Annotated in this window: 14 protein-coding genes; 9 read left to right on the top strand and 5 right to left on the bottom strand. The window is 55.2% G+C overall.

Annotation, left to right across the window (positions count from 1 at the left end; all coding sequences use genetic code 11):
• Nucleotide 1: 1 nt before the first annotated feature.
• On the top strand, nt 2-1,378 hold the full coding sequence (locus TH25_RS07505; RefSeq protein WP_114087813.1) for an ABC1 kinase family protein: 1,377 nt from the start codon (nt 2-4) through the stop codon (nt 1,376-1,378).
• A gap of 79 nt (nt 1,379-1,457) precedes the next feature.
• Here TH25_RS07505 and TH25_RS07500 read toward each other — a convergent pair whose 3' ends face one another.
• Nucleotides 1,458-3,173, bottom strand: a complete 1,716-nt coding sequence (locus TH25_RS07500; RefSeq protein ID WP_114087812.1) for a hypothetical protein — start codon at nt 3,171-3,173, stop codon at nt 1,458-1,460.
• A gap of 876 nt (nt 3,174-4,049) precedes the next feature.
• Here TH25_RS07500 and TH25_RS07495 point away from each other — a divergent pair.
• From TH25_RS07495 to TH25_RS07480, 4 genes are all read left to right on the top strand, one after another.
• Nucleotides 4,050-5,228, top strand: a complete 1,179-nt coding sequence (locus TH25_RS07495; RefSeq protein ID WP_114087811.1) for a Re/Si-specific NAD(P)(+) transhydrogenase subunit alpha — start codon at nt 4,050-4,052, stop codon at nt 5,226-5,228.
• A complete protein-coding gene (locus TH25_RS07490; protein WP_114087810.1) occupies nt 5,221-5,652 on the top strand; it encodes an NAD(P) transhydrogenase subunit alpha part 2 in 432 nt (143 codons plus the stop codon). Before TH25_RS07495 ends, TH25_RS07490 begins: the two co-directional genes overlap by 8 nt.
• A 15-nt stretch (nt 5,653-5,667) precedes the next feature.
• Complete coding sequence (locus TH25_RS07485) at nt 5,668-7,065, top strand: NAD(P)(+) transhydrogenase (Re/Si-specific) subunit beta (RefSeq protein WP_114087809.1); 1,398 nt, start codon at nt 5,668-5,670, stop codon at nt 7,063-7,065.
• A 145-nt stretch (nt 7,066-7,210) separates the two neighbouring features.
• Nucleotides 7,211-7,771 (top strand): GNAT family N-acetyltransferase, encoded by a 561-nt coding sequence (locus TH25_RS07480; RefSeq protein ID WP_181847464.1) that lies wholly within the window; start codon nt 7,211-7,213, stop codon nt 7,769-7,771.
• A gap of 77 nt (nt 7,772-7,848) precedes the next feature.
• Here TH25_RS07480 and TH25_RS07475 read toward each other — a convergent pair whose 3' ends face one another.
• Nucleotides 7,849-8,448 (bottom strand): LysE family translocator, encoded by a 600-nt coding sequence (locus TH25_RS07475; RefSeq protein WP_220151365.1) that lies wholly within the window; start codon nt 8,446-8,448, stop codon nt 7,849-7,851.
• Between the two features lie 270 nt (nt 8,449-8,718).
• Between TH25_RS07475 and TH25_RS07470 the strand changes: the two genes are divergently transcribed.
• Entirely contained in the window at nt 8,719-9,324 is a 606-nt protein-coding gene (locus TH25_RS07470) for a hypothetical protein (protein ID WP_181847462.1), read from the top strand.
• 10 nt (nt 9,325-9,334) lie between these two features.
• Here the strand turns inward: TH25_RS07470 and TH25_RS07465 are convergent, their stop codons facing one another.
• A complete protein-coding gene (locus TH25_RS07465; protein ID WP_147252995.1) occupies nt 9,335-10,174 on the bottom strand; it encodes a hypothetical protein in 840 nt (279 codons plus the stop codon).
• A 283-nt stretch (nt 10,175-10,457) separates the two neighbouring features.
• Between TH25_RS07465 and TH25_RS07460 the strand changes: the two genes are divergently transcribed.
• Nucleotides 10,458-11,222, top strand: a complete 765-nt coding sequence (locus TH25_RS07460) for an SDR family oxidoreductase (protein WP_114088002.1) — start codon at nt 10,458-10,460, stop codon at nt 11,220-11,222.
• Between the two features lie 154 nt (nt 11,223-11,376).
• Here TH25_RS07460 and rpsU read toward each other — a convergent pair whose 3' ends face one another.
• The gene (rpsU, locus tag TH25_RS07455; protein ID WP_008891676.1) at nt 11,377-11,580 is read right to left on the bottom strand and encodes a 30S ribosomal protein S21; all 204 of its coding nucleotides are present in this window, start codon (nt 11,578-11,580) and stop codon (nt 11,377-11,379) included.
• A gap of 223 nt (nt 11,581-11,803) precedes the next feature.
• On the opposite strand from rpsU, the gene def reads away from it, so the two are divergent.
• Together def and TH25_RS07445 are read left to right on the top strand one after the other, a co-directional pair.
• Nucleotides 11,804-12,370, top strand: coding sequence for a peptide deformylase (gene def / locus TH25_RS07450; RefSeq protein ID WP_114087805.1), 567 nt, complete (start codon nt 11,804-11,806; stop codon nt 12,368-12,370).
• Nucleotide 12,371: 1 nt separating this feature from the next.
• Nucleotides 12,372-13,073, top strand: a complete 702-nt coding sequence (locus TH25_RS07445) for a COQ9 family protein (protein ID WP_114087804.1) — start codon at nt 12,372-12,374, stop codon at nt 13,071-13,073.
• Nucleotides 13,074-13,182: 109 nt separating this feature from the next.
• On the opposite strand, the gene TH25_RS07440 is transcribed toward TH25_RS07445, so the two are convergent.
• Entirely contained in the window at nt 13,183-13,827 is a 645-nt protein-coding gene (locus TH25_RS07440; protein WP_114087803.1) for a thermonuclease family protein, read from the bottom strand.
• Between the last annotated feature and the right edge of the window lie 170 nt (nt 13,828-13,997).

Genomic DNA, 13,997 nt, shown 5'->3' with positions numbered 1-13,997 from the left:
GATGAGCGATGATAACGACGACGATTTTCGCCAATCCGAAGATAATCGTTTTGGCGGGCGGGTGCGTCGTTATGCCCGCGTTGGTGCGTCTGCCGGGAAACTGGCGACGCGCCTTGCGGTGGGCAAGGTTTTCGGCGGCGAGGTGGATCATGGCCGTTATGCCGCCGATTTGACCTCCGCGCTGGGCGGGCTGAAAGGCCCGCTGATGAAGGTGGCGCAAATATTATCGACCATTCCCGATGCCTTGCCGCGCGATTATGCCGATGCCCTGGCGGGTTTGCAGGCCGATGCCCCGCCAATGGGGTGGCTGTTTGTCAAACGCCGGATGCGCACCGAACTGGGTGCTGGCTGGCAGGATAAATTTGCCGATTTTGGCAAGGATGCTGCTGCGGCCGCATCGTTGGGGCAGGTGCATAAGGCCAGCCTGCCTGATGGCCGTGACGTGGCCTGCAAACTGCAATATCCCGACATGGCCGCAACCGTCGAGGCCGATTTAAAACAGCTTCGTGCCGCCTTTGCCATTTACCGGCGTTATGACAGCGCGATTGATGCGGAAAATATCCAGTTGGAGCTTGCCGCGCGCCTGCGTGAAGAACTGGATTATGAACGTGAAGCGCGGCAAATGGCGCTTTATGGGCATATGTTGCGCGATGAAGCGAATGTGCATGTGCCCGAACCAATAATTGATCTGACAACGCGCCGCCTTTTGACCATGACCTGGCTTCAGGGCGGCAAATTGCAGGCCTTTGTTGACCGGAACCCGTCCGAGGCGGAACGCAACCAGGTCGCACTCAACATGTTTCGGGCCTGGTATGTACCGTTCTATAAATATGGTGTCATTCACGGCGACCCGCATTTGGGCAATTATTCCCTGCGTGATGATCTGAGTGTCAATTTGCTGGATTTTGGCTGTATCCGGGTGTTCCAGCCAGGTTTTGTCGAGGCGGTGATTTCGCTGTATCATGCCCTGCGCGATAATGACCGGGATCGGGCGGTGGCGGCCTATGAAAGCTGGGGCTTTACCAATCTGTCAAACGAACTGATTGATGTGCTGAATATCTGGGCCGGGTTTGTGTATGGGCCGTTGCTTGATGACCGCGAACGCAAGATGGAAGAAAGCAATTCGGTGGCCTATGGGGCGGAGGTGGCCGGCAAGGTCCATGCGGAATTGCGTCGCCTTGGCGGGGTGAAGCCGCCGCGCGAATTCGTGCTGGTGGACCGGGCGGCTGTGGGCCTTGGTTCGGTGTTTTTACGGCTGGATGCCAAGGTGAACTGGTACCGGATTTTCCATGATCTGGTGCAGGATTTTGATGTTGCCAAATTGGCGCAAAATCAGAATGAAGCCCTTGAAAAGGTGGGGCTGGAACACCCGGAATAACTGGCAAGAATAAAGCTGAGAGTACGGGGCCGGATCGTTATGATCCGGCCCCGCTGTTTTTATCAACCAAAGCCGGGACCTATTTGCCAGAAACCGTCGGCAGGTCCGGGCTGATGCCTTCAAAAATATGGCTGATTTTCAGGCCGTTGGGCGACTTGAAAGTATTATGGCAACCAAAGCAGCCCGAGCTTTGCTCGAAGGTTTCCATTGAGGTGTTGGCCAGCATGGGCGAGCCGGTAATGGCCTTTGCCGTGCTTTTTTCGGGAATGCTGCCATCGCTGGTCCAGACCGCACCGCTCAGGAAATAATACTGGCGCGGGTCCGTGGGGCTTTGGGCCTTCAGGTGGCGTTTGACATCCCGGTTGAGCGAAATGATCTGTGTGGTTTGCGAAACGGCATCGGTTGTTGTCGTGGTTGGCACCTGTTTGATGCCCCACGGGTTCAGGCGGGTTACATTGGATGGCGCGATGGGATCATTGCCATCGGCGCTGACAATGTCGCTTTTGGCGACGCAACCGGCGGGCATTGTGGAATCATCGCAGCCCTTGGCATATTCAGTGACAGTATCAACAATGTCGCCGTTGGAATAAGTCCAGCCGGTTTTGGTTTGCGGGTCGGAAACCGCGACGACCTGCTTTTTGTCGTTCATGTAATAATAAAGGCCGTTGGGCGCGTTGTTTTCGTGTTCGATGGTGGCCCAGATCATTTCCGGGTGGCCTTTCACCGTGCCAACAACGTGCATACCCACGAGCGCCATTTCACGGGTTGCGGAGTCCTTGACGGTCCAGTGATTGGGGTTGGTGCGATCATAGATCGGGATTTGCAGGTTTTGCCGGATATATTTGTTCTTGCTGCCTGTGGGCAGGGATGCGGTCTCGACCCAGCTTGTTTTGACCTCGACCGCCAGTGACAGGAAATCAACCGCCGGTTCGATTTGCGGAATGATCGATGATCCCGGGGCCGTCGCGGCCGGGGCTGCGGTTGCCGTCACTGCTGTATCATTGCCGTTTTTCGGGCACAGTTTCTTCTCGATAAAGGTCGGTATAAGACCCTTTTCAACATAGTTGTTTTGTTCGGCATATTTCAAAATGGCGCAGGTTTCCGCTGCCGTGGTGGGGAATTGCGATGCCAGCGGGGTGCCCTTGGTCTTGCCCGACAGAAGGTTTTTATAAAGGCTCAGGAAATAGTCATATTGCCGGTTTGTATGAATGCCATAATAGGTCAGCGAGGATTGCTTGCCTGTTTCGGCGGGTGGTTGGGTCAGCAACACGCCATTGCCACCGGCCTGGCCGATGCTTTCGTCTTCGTCATTTTTGGCGGTCCGCAGGCTGATCGCCAGGTTGTCGCTTTGAACATTTTCACCCTGGGCAAGCAGTTTGGTCTGGTCGTTTGACAGGCGGTAGAAAAATTCGGTGTTGAACACAAAGGGCAGGGTGGCCGGATATTGCGGTTTCGCCGGTTGCTTGCCGATGTCATCGATGGTCGAGGTCATCCACAGAAACATCTGTGCGCCCCATTTGTAAAAGTCGCAGTGATTGGCGGTTGTGTTGGCAAAATCCGGGCCATTGACCGGAAAGATATAGGGCATGCCGCTGGTTTCATCATAAACCGGGCTGGTCAGGCCAAACATTGGCAGGGTGATCCAGGTTTCAAACTCGCTGGTGCCAAGACTGCATTGGCTTTGATCAACGTCTTTGGGAAAAAAGGTTTGTGCATTGGCAGGTGCAAGGGCGGTTGCGCCCCACAAGCCGATTGCCATACGTGCCACATGTAAAAGGCGGCTTTTCTGTTTCATGATCTGTCCCCGTGTAAAGAAAGTCCCTGATTTCGGAAAAGACTCCGGATTTGTTTGACGACACGTCAGCCGGTTTGTGATGTCACGATACTTGCCGCGATTCGCCAGCAACCTTCGTGCTGCGGGCTGTTTTTTCCCCGTTTCTGTTATCAGGCAAAATTCGGTATGCCCATTTGCTGTCGTGATTTTCGGCACGAACTTGTGTTGCGAGGGGCATGGTTTTCCTAGGAAAACATAGATTTAGGGTGCTTGAATTTTACGATGAATGAAACCTTTGGGTGTATTTGTTTTAAAATTTAAATATCCAAGGTTACATTGTCGGGCTGGAAAATGAGCGAAAACAGCAGGTTAATTATTTTCGTATTGGAATGACACCTGTTCCGCAGGGGAGAAGGTGTGTGCGGTTTTTCGCACATGGTGATAAAATCTGAATGTAAACTGAAATACAGTTAATCGCTATTTTTGTCAGGTTTTGCTGTTGAGATCGTGAAAGGAAAGTCGCATCTTGCATTTAACGCAGACAAAGCGGGGCGCTGGTGAATGTTTGTCCTGAGCATCACTGGCGGGTGGGACCCGGTTTGTCACCAAGGCTTTATTGCCTCGGAAAGCGTGGTGGGAAAGCGGGCGGTTTCTTCTGTTTGAGCAGAGGAACCGCCTTTTTTCATCCCTGGTTGCATTTTGCCGCCATACGGGAAAAGATCGTTCTGGTATTGCAGCGATGGTTGCGATGGCGACGATGCTGCCAGGGGTGTGAAACCGGCCTGCCGGACAAGGGTTTAACAAAACAATACCAAAGCCCCGGAAACAGGGGCGGTACAATAAGAAATGCCAACATACCAGACAGGATTGTTAAAAAAGGGAAGGAGGTACGACGCGATGAAGCTGGCCGTTCCAAGGGAAATATGGCCCGGTGAGAAGCGCGTTGCCATCACACCGGATACCGTAAAAAAATATACGGGTCTGGGATTTGAGGTGGTGATCGAATCCGGTGCAGGCGAACACGCATCCATTGCCGATGATCGCTATGTTGAGGCCGGGGCAACCATTGCCAAAACGGCAAAGGCCGCAACAGGGGATGCCGATGTCATCCTTAAGGTGCGCCCGCCAATGGTCGAGGGGAAAACCAACGAACTTGCCGCCTATAAAAAGGGCGCTACGGTAATTGGTTTGATCGAACCCTATGACCGGGCAGAGCTGATTGGCAAAATGGCCGAGGCCGGGCTGACCAGTTTTGCCATGGAACTGGTGCCGCGCATTTCACGCGCCCAGTCGATGGATGTGCTGTCCTCGCAATCCAACCTGGCCGGTTATCGTGCCGTGATTGATGCCGCCCATGAATTTGGCCGCATTTTCCCGATGATGATGACAGCAGCAGGTACCCTTGCGCCCACCCGTATCGTCGTGGTTGGGGCCGGGGTGGCCGGTTTGCAGGCCATTGCCACGGCCAAACGTCTGGGTGCGGTGGTTTCCGCCTTTGATGTGCGCCCGGCGGTGAAGGAACAGGTGCAATCCCTTGGCGGGACGTTTATCGAGGTCGAGGATGACGATGCCGCCAGCGCGGAAACCGCCGGGGGCTATGCCCGTGAAATGTCTGACGACTATAAAAAGAAGCAGGCAGCCAAGCTCAAGGAAGTTTTGGCAAAAACCGACATCGTGATTACCACGGCGCTTATTCCCGGCCGTCCGGCACCTGAAATTGTCACGGCCGACATGGTGGCGGGCATGAAAAATGGCTCCATCATTCTGGACCTGGCGGCTGAACGCGGTGGCAATGTTGCCGGGGTGAAGCCGGGCGAAAGTACGATGACGGAAAATGGCGTTAAAATTATGGGGCCGTCCAATATCGTGAGTTCTGTCGCGGCTGATGCCACCGCGATGTATGCCAAAAACTTGCTGAATTTCGTCACCCTGATGGTGGATGGCGAGAAGAAGGAAATGGTCTTTAACCGTGAAGACCAGATCATTGCCGAAACCATGCTGACCCGGGATGGCAAAATGGTTCATCCGAAATTTGGTGGTGAAGCCGATAAGGAAACGGAGGCAGAAAATGGTTGATCAGACTGTCACACAATCTGCCAACGAGCTGCGGGATTCCGCGCTTGGTCTGGCGGAAAAGGCCGCAAAACTGGCCGACCAGCTTGCCTCTGGCGCGCATGACGTTGCCAGTGGTGCCGCTCATGCCGCATCCTCGGGCGGGGTCAGCCCCACCGTGATTGGCCTGACGGTTTTTGTCCTGGCCTGCTTTGTCGGCTATTACGTGGTGTGGAAAGTCACCCCCGCCCTGCATTCGCCGTTAATGGCGGTGACGAATGCCATTTCATCAGTGATCATTGTCGGCGCGCTTCTGGCGTCCGGCCCGATGGATATGAACATCTCCAAGGTGATGGGCTTTGTTGCCGTGGTGTTGGCATCGATCAATATTTTTGGCGGTTTTATCGTCGCGCAACGCATGTTGCAGATGTTCAAGAAAAAGAAGTAGGGAAGGGGAAACATCATGTCGGAAAACCTGTCGGCTTTCCTGTATCTGGTCGCCTCGGTCTGCTTCATTCTGTCCTTGCGCGGCCTTTCTTCGCCTGATTCCGCCCGGACCGGCAATATGCTGGGCATGGCCGGTATGGCGATTGCGATTTTTACCACACTGGCCTCGCCAGAAGTGCTGTCTTACACCACGATTATCGTGGGGATTCTGATTGGCGGGGCGATTGGCACCATCATTGCCCTTAAAATCAAGATGACGGCACTGCCGCAGCTTGTGGCGGCCTTTCATTCGCTGGTTGGTCTGGCCGCCGTGTTTGTAGCCGGGGCGGCCCTGTTCTCGCCAGAGGCCTACGGCATCGGCACGGTGGGTGCTATTCACCCAGCCAGCCTGATTGAAATGGGCCTTGGTGTTGCCATTGGCGCCATTACCTTTACCGGTTCGCTGATTGCCTTTGGCAAGTTGCAGGGCCTGGTATCGGGCACGCCGGTGCAATTTGCCGGGCAGCATATGCTCAACCTTGCCATTGGCATCGCCATTGTGGTGGTCGGCATCATCTTTGTCTCGACCGAAAGCCATTTTGCCTTCTGGGTGGTGGTCCTGCTGGCGCTTGTGCTGGGCATCACGCTGATCATTCCGATTGGCGGGGCGGATATGCCCGTTGTTGTTTCCATGCTCAATTCCTATTCGGGCTGGGCGGCGTGCGGCATTGGCTTTACCCTGCAAAACAACGCGCTGATCATTACCGGTGCGCTGGTGGGCGCATCGGGGGCGATTCTGTCCTATATCATGTGCAAGGGCATGAACCGTTCGATCTTCAATGTCATCCTGGGTGGCTTTGGGGCCGAGGCCGGTGGTGCTGCCGCTGCCGGGGGCGATGCCGACCGTCCGGTAAAATCGGGCTCGTCGGATGATGCGTCCTTTATCATGAAAAACGCATCGAGCGTCATCATCGTGCCGGGTTATGGCATGGCGGTGGCCCAGGCGCAGCATGCCCTTCGCGAAATGGCCGACCTTTTGAAGGCAGAAGGGGTGAAGGTGCGTTACGCCATTCATCCAGTCGCAGGCCGTATGCCGGGTCATATGAATGTGCTGCTGGCCGAAGCAGGCGTGCCTTATGAAGACGTTGCCGAAATGGATGAAATCAACCGTGATTTCGGCACCGCCGATGTGGCCTTTGTCATTGGTGCAAACGACATCACCAACCCGGCCGCCAAAACCGACCCGTCATCGCCGATTTTTGGCATGCCGGTTCTGGATGTGGAAAAGGCCAAAACGGTGCTGTTCATCAAACGTGGCATGTCGGCTGGGTATGCCGGTATCCAGAACGAATTGTTCTTTAAGGACAACACCATGATGCTGTTTGGTGATGCCAAAAAGATGTGCGAGGAAATCGTCGGACATCTGGATGCGTGATTGATCTTGCTGATCAAACAGTAACGGAAAGGGCAGTCCATCGGGCTGCCCTTTTTTGCATCGACAAAATCGCTCGCTCCGGGTGGCATGATGTGTGAAATTCGCTGTAGCCTGTTCTGTTTTGTCGCCGCATCGGAGGATGATCATGCCGGATTTTCGCGATTGTATCCTTGAAACACCCCGCTTGACGCTGCGTTGTGTGCAGGAAGCGGATGCCGGGCAGATTTCGGCCTTGATGGTGCCGGAAATTTCACGCTGGCTGGCGTCGTGGTCGCTGCCATTTACTGTTGAGAAGGCTCGTGCCCGGATTTTGCGCGAGCGCGATGCCACCGAGAGCGGCAAGATGATGCCCCTGGCCATTGTGGAACGGGCGACAGATGCGGTTATCGGCTGGGTGAGCATTTTTCGTGATGCCGATGACCCCAAAAAAGGCGAGGCCGGGTATTGGTTGGGCATGGATGCACAGGGCAAAGGCTATTTGCGTGAAATGGGCCCGGTTGTGCTGGCCGCCGGGTTTGACATGCTGGATGTCGATGTGATCGAAGCCGGTGCACAGCCTGAAAATGCCGCATCCTTTGGCGTGATGCGGTGCTGGGGCATGTCGCAGGCCGATGACCGCTGCCATTATGCCTCCGCCCGGGAGCGCGACGAGGTGTGTCGTTATTTCCAGATTACCCGTGCGACGTTTGAGAGCGTAGCTGTTTAAAGACCAATCGCTTTAGCCCGGTGAAGCGCTTGCAAGGTTTTTGCGAAAGCCTGCTGACCGATGAAAGGCAAAGGGCGTTAGCGGGTGGTTGCCATTAAAACGCTTCCGCCAATCATGAATGTGCCGCCTGCATATCCAATGCGCTTTTGGGCCTGCCTGCTTTGAAATATCTGTCCGGCGCGTGCCGCAAGCAGTGCATAGCCGGTTAAAAGCACCATGACAACAAGGCTGGATGTCAGGGTCAGGATAACCAGTTGTGCCGCCAAGTCGGCCTGTGGATTGATGAACTGTGCCAGGAAGGCCATATAAAAAATGATGGCTTTGGGATTCAGGATGGCGGTTATGGTGCCAGCCCAAAAGCTGCGCCAGGCGGAATGGGGTTGGTTTGCCCCGGCGGGTTTGGTGGTTGCGTCTGTGTCAGTTGTCGGGGTTTGGCGGGCTTCGGCAATTTGTCTGTATCCCAGCCAGGCAAGGTAGATTACCCCTGTCCATTTGACGATTTGAAAAAGTGTGGCAGAGGCTGCAAGGATTGCGCCTACACCGGCAAAGGACAGGCCCATAAGCACAATACTGCCGATGACATCACCCATGATACACATGACTGCAGCCCTTTTCCCCCGCGTAAGGGATTGCCCGATGACCAACAGGACGCTGGGACCGGGAATGAGCGTTAACACGATGCACGCGCCTGTGAATGCCAGCCATGTTTCTAAACTCAAGGCTCTACCTTTCGATCATCATGTCTTAATAGTATATCGTGAAAGCCCATTACATCATCCATAACTTGTAAGACATTTAAAGACGAGCCTTAAACAGGAGCGGAGTTCGTTCAAATCACGGTGGTTTGGGGCTGTTGGGCAGTTTGGCGTATTGTCATTCGGGCTTGTTTGTAAAATCAGACCGGGTGACACTGGTCCCGGTTTTGAAGCTGATGGGATGAGTGTGGTTTGAAAATCCGTGTTGTCAGAATATCCCTGTTTGCGATTGTGCTGCTATCCGTAGCACTGGCCCTGTCGATATTCGGGATTGTATTGACCTATACCCGCCTGACCGATGAAGTGCCGGTGGCGACGGTGACGTTCGAGCCGGTGGGGAAAGAGGAATTCAATGCCTATTTGCGCCTGCCCGGCGAGGATATTCCGCGCAAATATGTGATTTATGGCGACCAGTTTCGCATGGACGCGCAGTTTGTGAAGCTGAAACCCTGGGCCAATATTTTGGGTATGGATGCGCGCTACCGGCTGGAACGGCTCGAAGGCCGGTTTTCCGATATCGAGGCGCAAAATAGCGGGCAGCACCGGGCCTATAATCTGGCATCCAAATATAGCGGATCGGTCAGTAGCTGGCTGGTGCCGTGGAATTTTCTGGTCGACGCCGAATATGGCAGTTCGACCTATACCGATATTTCAACGCAGGATGTTTACACCGTTTACCGATCCCAGTTTGGCCTTTTGGTGCGGGCTGTTCCCGTTGCGGACAAGGCTGACAAGGCCGGGATGATTGACGGTCTGTTTCGCTGGCTGTGGCCGGGGGATACCGCGCCAAAAGGTTAGGTCATCGGGGTCATTTTGTCGGTGCCGGGGCGGATTTTTTGTTAGCAGGGGCAGCTTGGTCAGTGTTTTTCGATTTGTCGGTTGATGTGTCTTTGGCTGGTGCACCGGGGGCCAGATGTTCGACCGTCACAATTTTGGGCGGGCTGGCCTTTTTAAATTCGCGGGCATCGTCATCGATGGTGGTTTGCGCCCAGTTTTTGATGGCATCGGTCAGGGTTTTGTCATCCTTGGGCCCCAGGATGGTCAGGGTATAGTCATCCTGACATGTCTTGGTACAGGCAAAATGCAAAATGGCCGTTGCGGTGATCTCGCCCTTGTTGGTGACAATCACCGCACCCTTTTCCGGGCAGCTATGTGCGCGACAGGCCCCATAAAGCCAGAGATCATCACCGATTTTTTGCCGCATCTGCGGCGGGCCACTTAATACCTGGATCATCTGGTCAATCCGGCTGGCATGATCGGCAAGCCAGCTTGCCGTGCCGGGGCCGACAAAGGTGCCGACCTTGTCGGCAAAGCCCTTGGACCAGATCAGCTCGTTGGTATCTTCACAGAGCGACATATGGTCGCTGTCACAATGCGGGGCGGGGGCGGGTGCTGCGGTTTTTGCCGTGCCGGTATCGCCGGTTTTGTTGCTGCCGGTTGCATCTGACGGGGCCCCGGATGTGGATGCGGCATCGGATGTTGCGGTCTTTGCCGCTGGCGTTGCCTGTGAGGATGCACTTTGTGCCAAGGCGGTGTTGTCCGGTATGAACATGGCCAGTGTCATCACCAATGCCGTGCCCAGCAGGGGGCGCAAAAGGTGCAATTTGCCGGTGTTTGGCAAAGGCCGTGTCGGGAGGTGAGATGGCACGTCATACTCCTGTGATCAGGCATGTCAGCTATTAGGGAGAAGATAGCGCCTTCGCATTTTGATGCAATGGTATCTTGGCCCGGTGCCCCTGGCTTTAAACCACAATACCCGCCACGCGAGATTATATGCGGGGCCTGGGTTCGGCCAGGTTTCGGGGCATTGAATACGCTTAAAACGTCGCGTCCGAAACTGGCGAGCAGATTTTCGGGGCCAGGCATAACTTTCCACCATCGTTAATTGCACCACATGCCTTCGGGCCGGTGCCAGATAGATGGGAAAGATCATGTTACTTCAGGACAAGGTTGTGATTATCACCGGAGCCAGTTCCGGGATCGGTGCCGCATCGGCCAGGCTGTTTGCCGCCGAGGGGGCGAAGCTTGTGCTTGGCGCGCGCAATGCTGACCGGCTTGATGCGGTTGCGGGTGAAATTACCGCTACGGGTGGCGAGGCCTTTGCCCTTGCAGGCGATGTCTGTGACGAGGCGTTCGCCAAGGCGCTGGTTAATGCGGCCATCGGGGAATATGGCGGGCTTGATGTCGGGTTTAACAATGCCGGGACGCTGGGATCGCCCGGGGCGCTGGTCGATATCGAACAAAACGACTGGGATCAGACGCTGCGCACCAACCTGACCTCGGCGATGTTGGGGGCAAAGTATCAAATGCCCGAAATCGCCCGGCGGGGTGGCGGATCGGTTATTTTTACGTCCACCTTTGTCGGGCATACCATCGGACTGCCGGGTATGACGGCCTATGCCGCCAGCAAAATGGGCCTGATTGGCATGGCGCAATGTCTGGCAGTGGAATATGGCGGGGCCCATGTGCGCGTGAATGCGCTGCTGCCGGGCGGAACGGATACCCCGATGGCCGCAAGCTATGCCAATGATCCGGAAGCACGGGCAATGGTGGAAAAGTTCCATGCGCTTGGCCGGATGGCCGAGCCAGAAGAAAATGCCAGGGCGGCCTTGTTCCTGGCATCGGATCAATCAAGTTTTGTTACCGGAACCGCCATGCTGGCCGATGGTGGCAATTCGATCTGCAAGGCTGCGTGACCGGTTCTTGATAGGCCCCTGATTTTGGCCGGGATATCGAAAAACTAAACCCGCCCGGATTGCTCCGAGGCGGGTTTGGCGCACGGGTCCGAATTTAGCGTACTAAATTCGATCGTGCAGTCACGTTCGAGGAACCCCGAAAGTGAAAAAGACTTTAGAAGCCTTCGCGCTCGATGCGCTTACGCTCCAGCTTGCGAGCCCGGCGGATTGCCTCCGCCCCTTCACGCGCTTTCTTCTCCGACGGCTTTTCAAAGTGACGACGAAGTTTCATTTCGCGGAAAATGCCCTCGCGCTGCATCTTTTTCTTAAGCGCCTTCAGAGCCTGATCGACATTGTTGTCGCGAACGATTACCTGCACGGAAACCACGCTCCTTTCAATAATACACAATAAGCCGGAAGGCAGATGTGCCAACCGGATGCTAATGCGGCCACCAATGACCGTGGCTGTTATATAGTGCAAAGTTAAGAAAAAGGAAAGGGGCAGCTTGCAAGATCGCGTACAAGGTTTGCCCGGTACGGTTTTGCCCCTTATATATGGGGGAGTTTTTGGCCCCCAAAAGGGTGTGATCGGATAAAATGCCATGTCGATATTAAAAATTGCCCGGATGGGGCACCCGGTTTTGCGCAAGGTGGCAGAACGGGTGGAAGACCCCAATGACCCTGAAATCACACGCCTTGTTGCCGATATGATCGAAACATTAAGTGATGCGGGCGGTGTTGGTTTGGCAGCCCCGCAGGTGTTTCAGTCCCTGGCCGTGATGATCTTTTTTGTGCCGCCCACTCGGGCAGGCAAGGGTGATGATGACGGGGAAATACCCTTGACGGTTTTGATCAACCCGGAGATCGAACCGCTTGATGATGCGCAAAAGGTCGGCGGCTGGGAAGGGTGCCTGTCGATTCCCGATTTTCAGGGCTATGTGCCGCGCTGGGATAAAATTCGCTATCGCGGGATTGATGAAAATGGCGAACCGGTGGAAAAAATTGCCAGCGGTTTTCATGCCCGCGTTGTTCAGCATGAATATGATCATTTGATCGGAGTCATGTATCCCGAACGTATGGAAGATATGAGCCTGATGGGCTTTACCGACGAATTACGCCGCGACCCGCCGGATGTTTCGGGCCGCAATGAGTCGCAACAGGAGAATTGACATGTCCGTTGAGGAAAGTTTTGCCCGTATTGCCGAGCAGCGCGACCAATTGGTGCGCGCCGCCCTGGAGCATGTTGCGTTTGATGGCTGGAGTAAAACCACGTTGCGTGCGGCCTGTGATGATCTGGGCTGGCCGGAAATGGAGGTGGAGCGTTTGTTTCCAGCCGGGATTGGGCAGGTGATTGAACATTTTGTCGCCCTGACGGACCGCGACATGATGGACCGGCTGGCGGCGATGGACATCAAATCGATGAAAATTCGCGATCGTATTGCGGCGGCCATTCGCGTGCGGCTGGATCTGGTGGAGCCTTACAAGGATGCGGTGCGGGCGGCAGTTGCGCATTTGTCATTGCCGCAAAACCTGCCCAAAAGCCTGCGGATGACGGCAAAAACCGTGGATATGATGTGGCAGGCGGCGGGCGATACCTCGACCGATCATAACTGGTACACCAAACGCGGGCTTCTGGCCGGGGTTTATGGATCGACCCTGATGTATTGGCTGGACGATACATCGGACGGGCATAAGGACACCTGGGCATTCATGGATCGCCGTATTGGGAATGTGATGATGATCCCCAAGGTGAAATCCAGCCTGGGCAAAGCAGGCAAAGTCGCGGGTACGGGCTTTCGTGTTGGTAAAAAAATTGCATCGTGCATTCCGACACCGGGGCGCATTGCCCGCCAGTTTGGCGGGGCGCGATAAGCGGTTATCCCCTGTTTGCTCATTCAAATCATAAAGCCCCGCTGCGACTGGATTGCGTAGCGGGGCTTTTTATGGGGGCGGACGATGTAAGCCTGTTGTTATTGCGAGATCAGGGCATCAAAAAGCTGATCAGGGTGCGGTCCGGTGCATTACGCGCCTTCATTTCGGCGGCCAGATCGACGTTGAAAATCGCATTGCGGGCTGCAGCCTTGGTGCCTGGCGCGGTTTTGGTCTCGGGCTTGCGGGTGGCGACAAGCAGGCTTTCGGGCGGGGTGCCCAGCCACATGCCCTTGCGGTTGTCGCGGGCAAAATTTTGATCGGCGATATAGGTTTTGCAGCGCGGATCGCTCTCGCACACATTCATATCCACCATTGCCCAGCCAGCGCGCAGGATCAGGCGGTTCAGGTCGCTTTGGCCGATATGGCATTCGGTCAGCATCGGGAAAAGCTGGCTGTCAGATACCTTGTCGCACGAAACGGCGTAATCCTGGATAATGCGGCGCACAGCCTGGGCGGCGGCATCCCCGCAATGAAACGTGATGCCTTCCGCCCGGCAAACCGTACCGGGCTGCGGGGCGCGAATGCCAAACAGATCCACCGCCATCGCCCCGAACTGAAGCTGATCGGCGCGATTGACTGTCGGAAAACCGGCAGCACCGGGATTGATGGAGCTGGCCCGCGCCATCGTTACGTGACCTGCCGGTGCCAGAATGATTGCGCAAAGAAGTGCCAGAAGGGCGGTAAGTTTTTGCATCGTCCGTCGCCTTAAAAAGAACCTGCCGTGATAAGAGCAAAAGCAATGCCAGTTTTGGCAGGCAGATTATGCCGCCTGTTTGACGGGCCGGTAAAAGAGGCATCGGCAGCGGAAACGGAAATTTGGAGGCAGCAGGTCTTTGTCGTTATTTTTGCGATCATCCTGTTGAT

Origin of the sequence: Thalassospira profundimaris (assembly GCF_003326755.1) — a bacterium.
GTDB lineage: Bacteria > Pseudomonadota > Alphaproteobacteria > Rhodospirillales > Thalassospiraceae > Thalassospira > Thalassospira profundimaris_B.
This window is presented reverse-complemented; position numbering and strand designations above follow the sequence as displayed.

What these genes read in the sequence shown, in the direction of transcription:
- TH25_RS07505 (WP_114087813.1), top strand. Translation starts at nt 2, where the DNA reads ATGAGCGATGATAACGACGACGATTTTCGCCAATCCGAAGATAATCGT.
- TH25_RS07500 (WP_114087812.1), bottom strand. Translation starts at nt 3,173, where the DNA reads ATGAAACAGAAAAGCCGCCTTTTACATGTGGCACGTATGGCAATCGGC.
- TH25_RS07495 (WP_114087811.1), top strand. Translation starts at nt 4,050, where the DNA reads ATGAAGCTGGCCGTTCCAAGGGAAATATGGCCCGGTGAGAAGCGCGTT.
- TH25_RS07490 (WP_114087810.1), top strand. Translation starts at nt 5,221, where the DNA reads ATGGTTGATCAGACTGTCACACAATCTGCCAACGAGCTGCGGGATTCC.
- TH25_RS07485 (WP_114087809.1), top strand. Translation starts at nt 5,668, where the DNA reads ATGTCGGAAAACCTGTCGGCTTTCCTGTATCTGGTCGCCTCGGTCTGC.
- TH25_RS07480 (WP_181847464.1), top strand. Translation starts at nt 7,211, where the DNA reads ATGCCGGATTTTCGCGATTGTATCCTTGAAACACCCCGCTTGACGCTG.
- TH25_RS07460 (WP_114088002.1), top strand. Translation starts at nt 10,458, where the DNA reads ATGTTACTTCAGGACAAGGTTGTGATTATCACCGGAGCCAGTTCCGGG.
- def (WP_114087805.1), top strand. Translation starts at nt 11,804, where the DNA reads ATGTCGATATTAAAAATTGCCCGGATGGGGCACCCGGTTTTGCGCAAG.
- TH25_RS07445 (WP_114087804.1), top strand. Translation starts at nt 12,372, where the DNA reads ATGTCCGTTGAGGAAAGTTTTGCCCGTATTGCCGAGCAGCGCGACCAA.
- TH25_RS07440 (WP_114087803.1), bottom strand. Translation starts at nt 13,827, where the DNA reads ATGCAAAAACTTACCGCCCTTCTGGCACTTCTTTGCGCAATCATTCTG.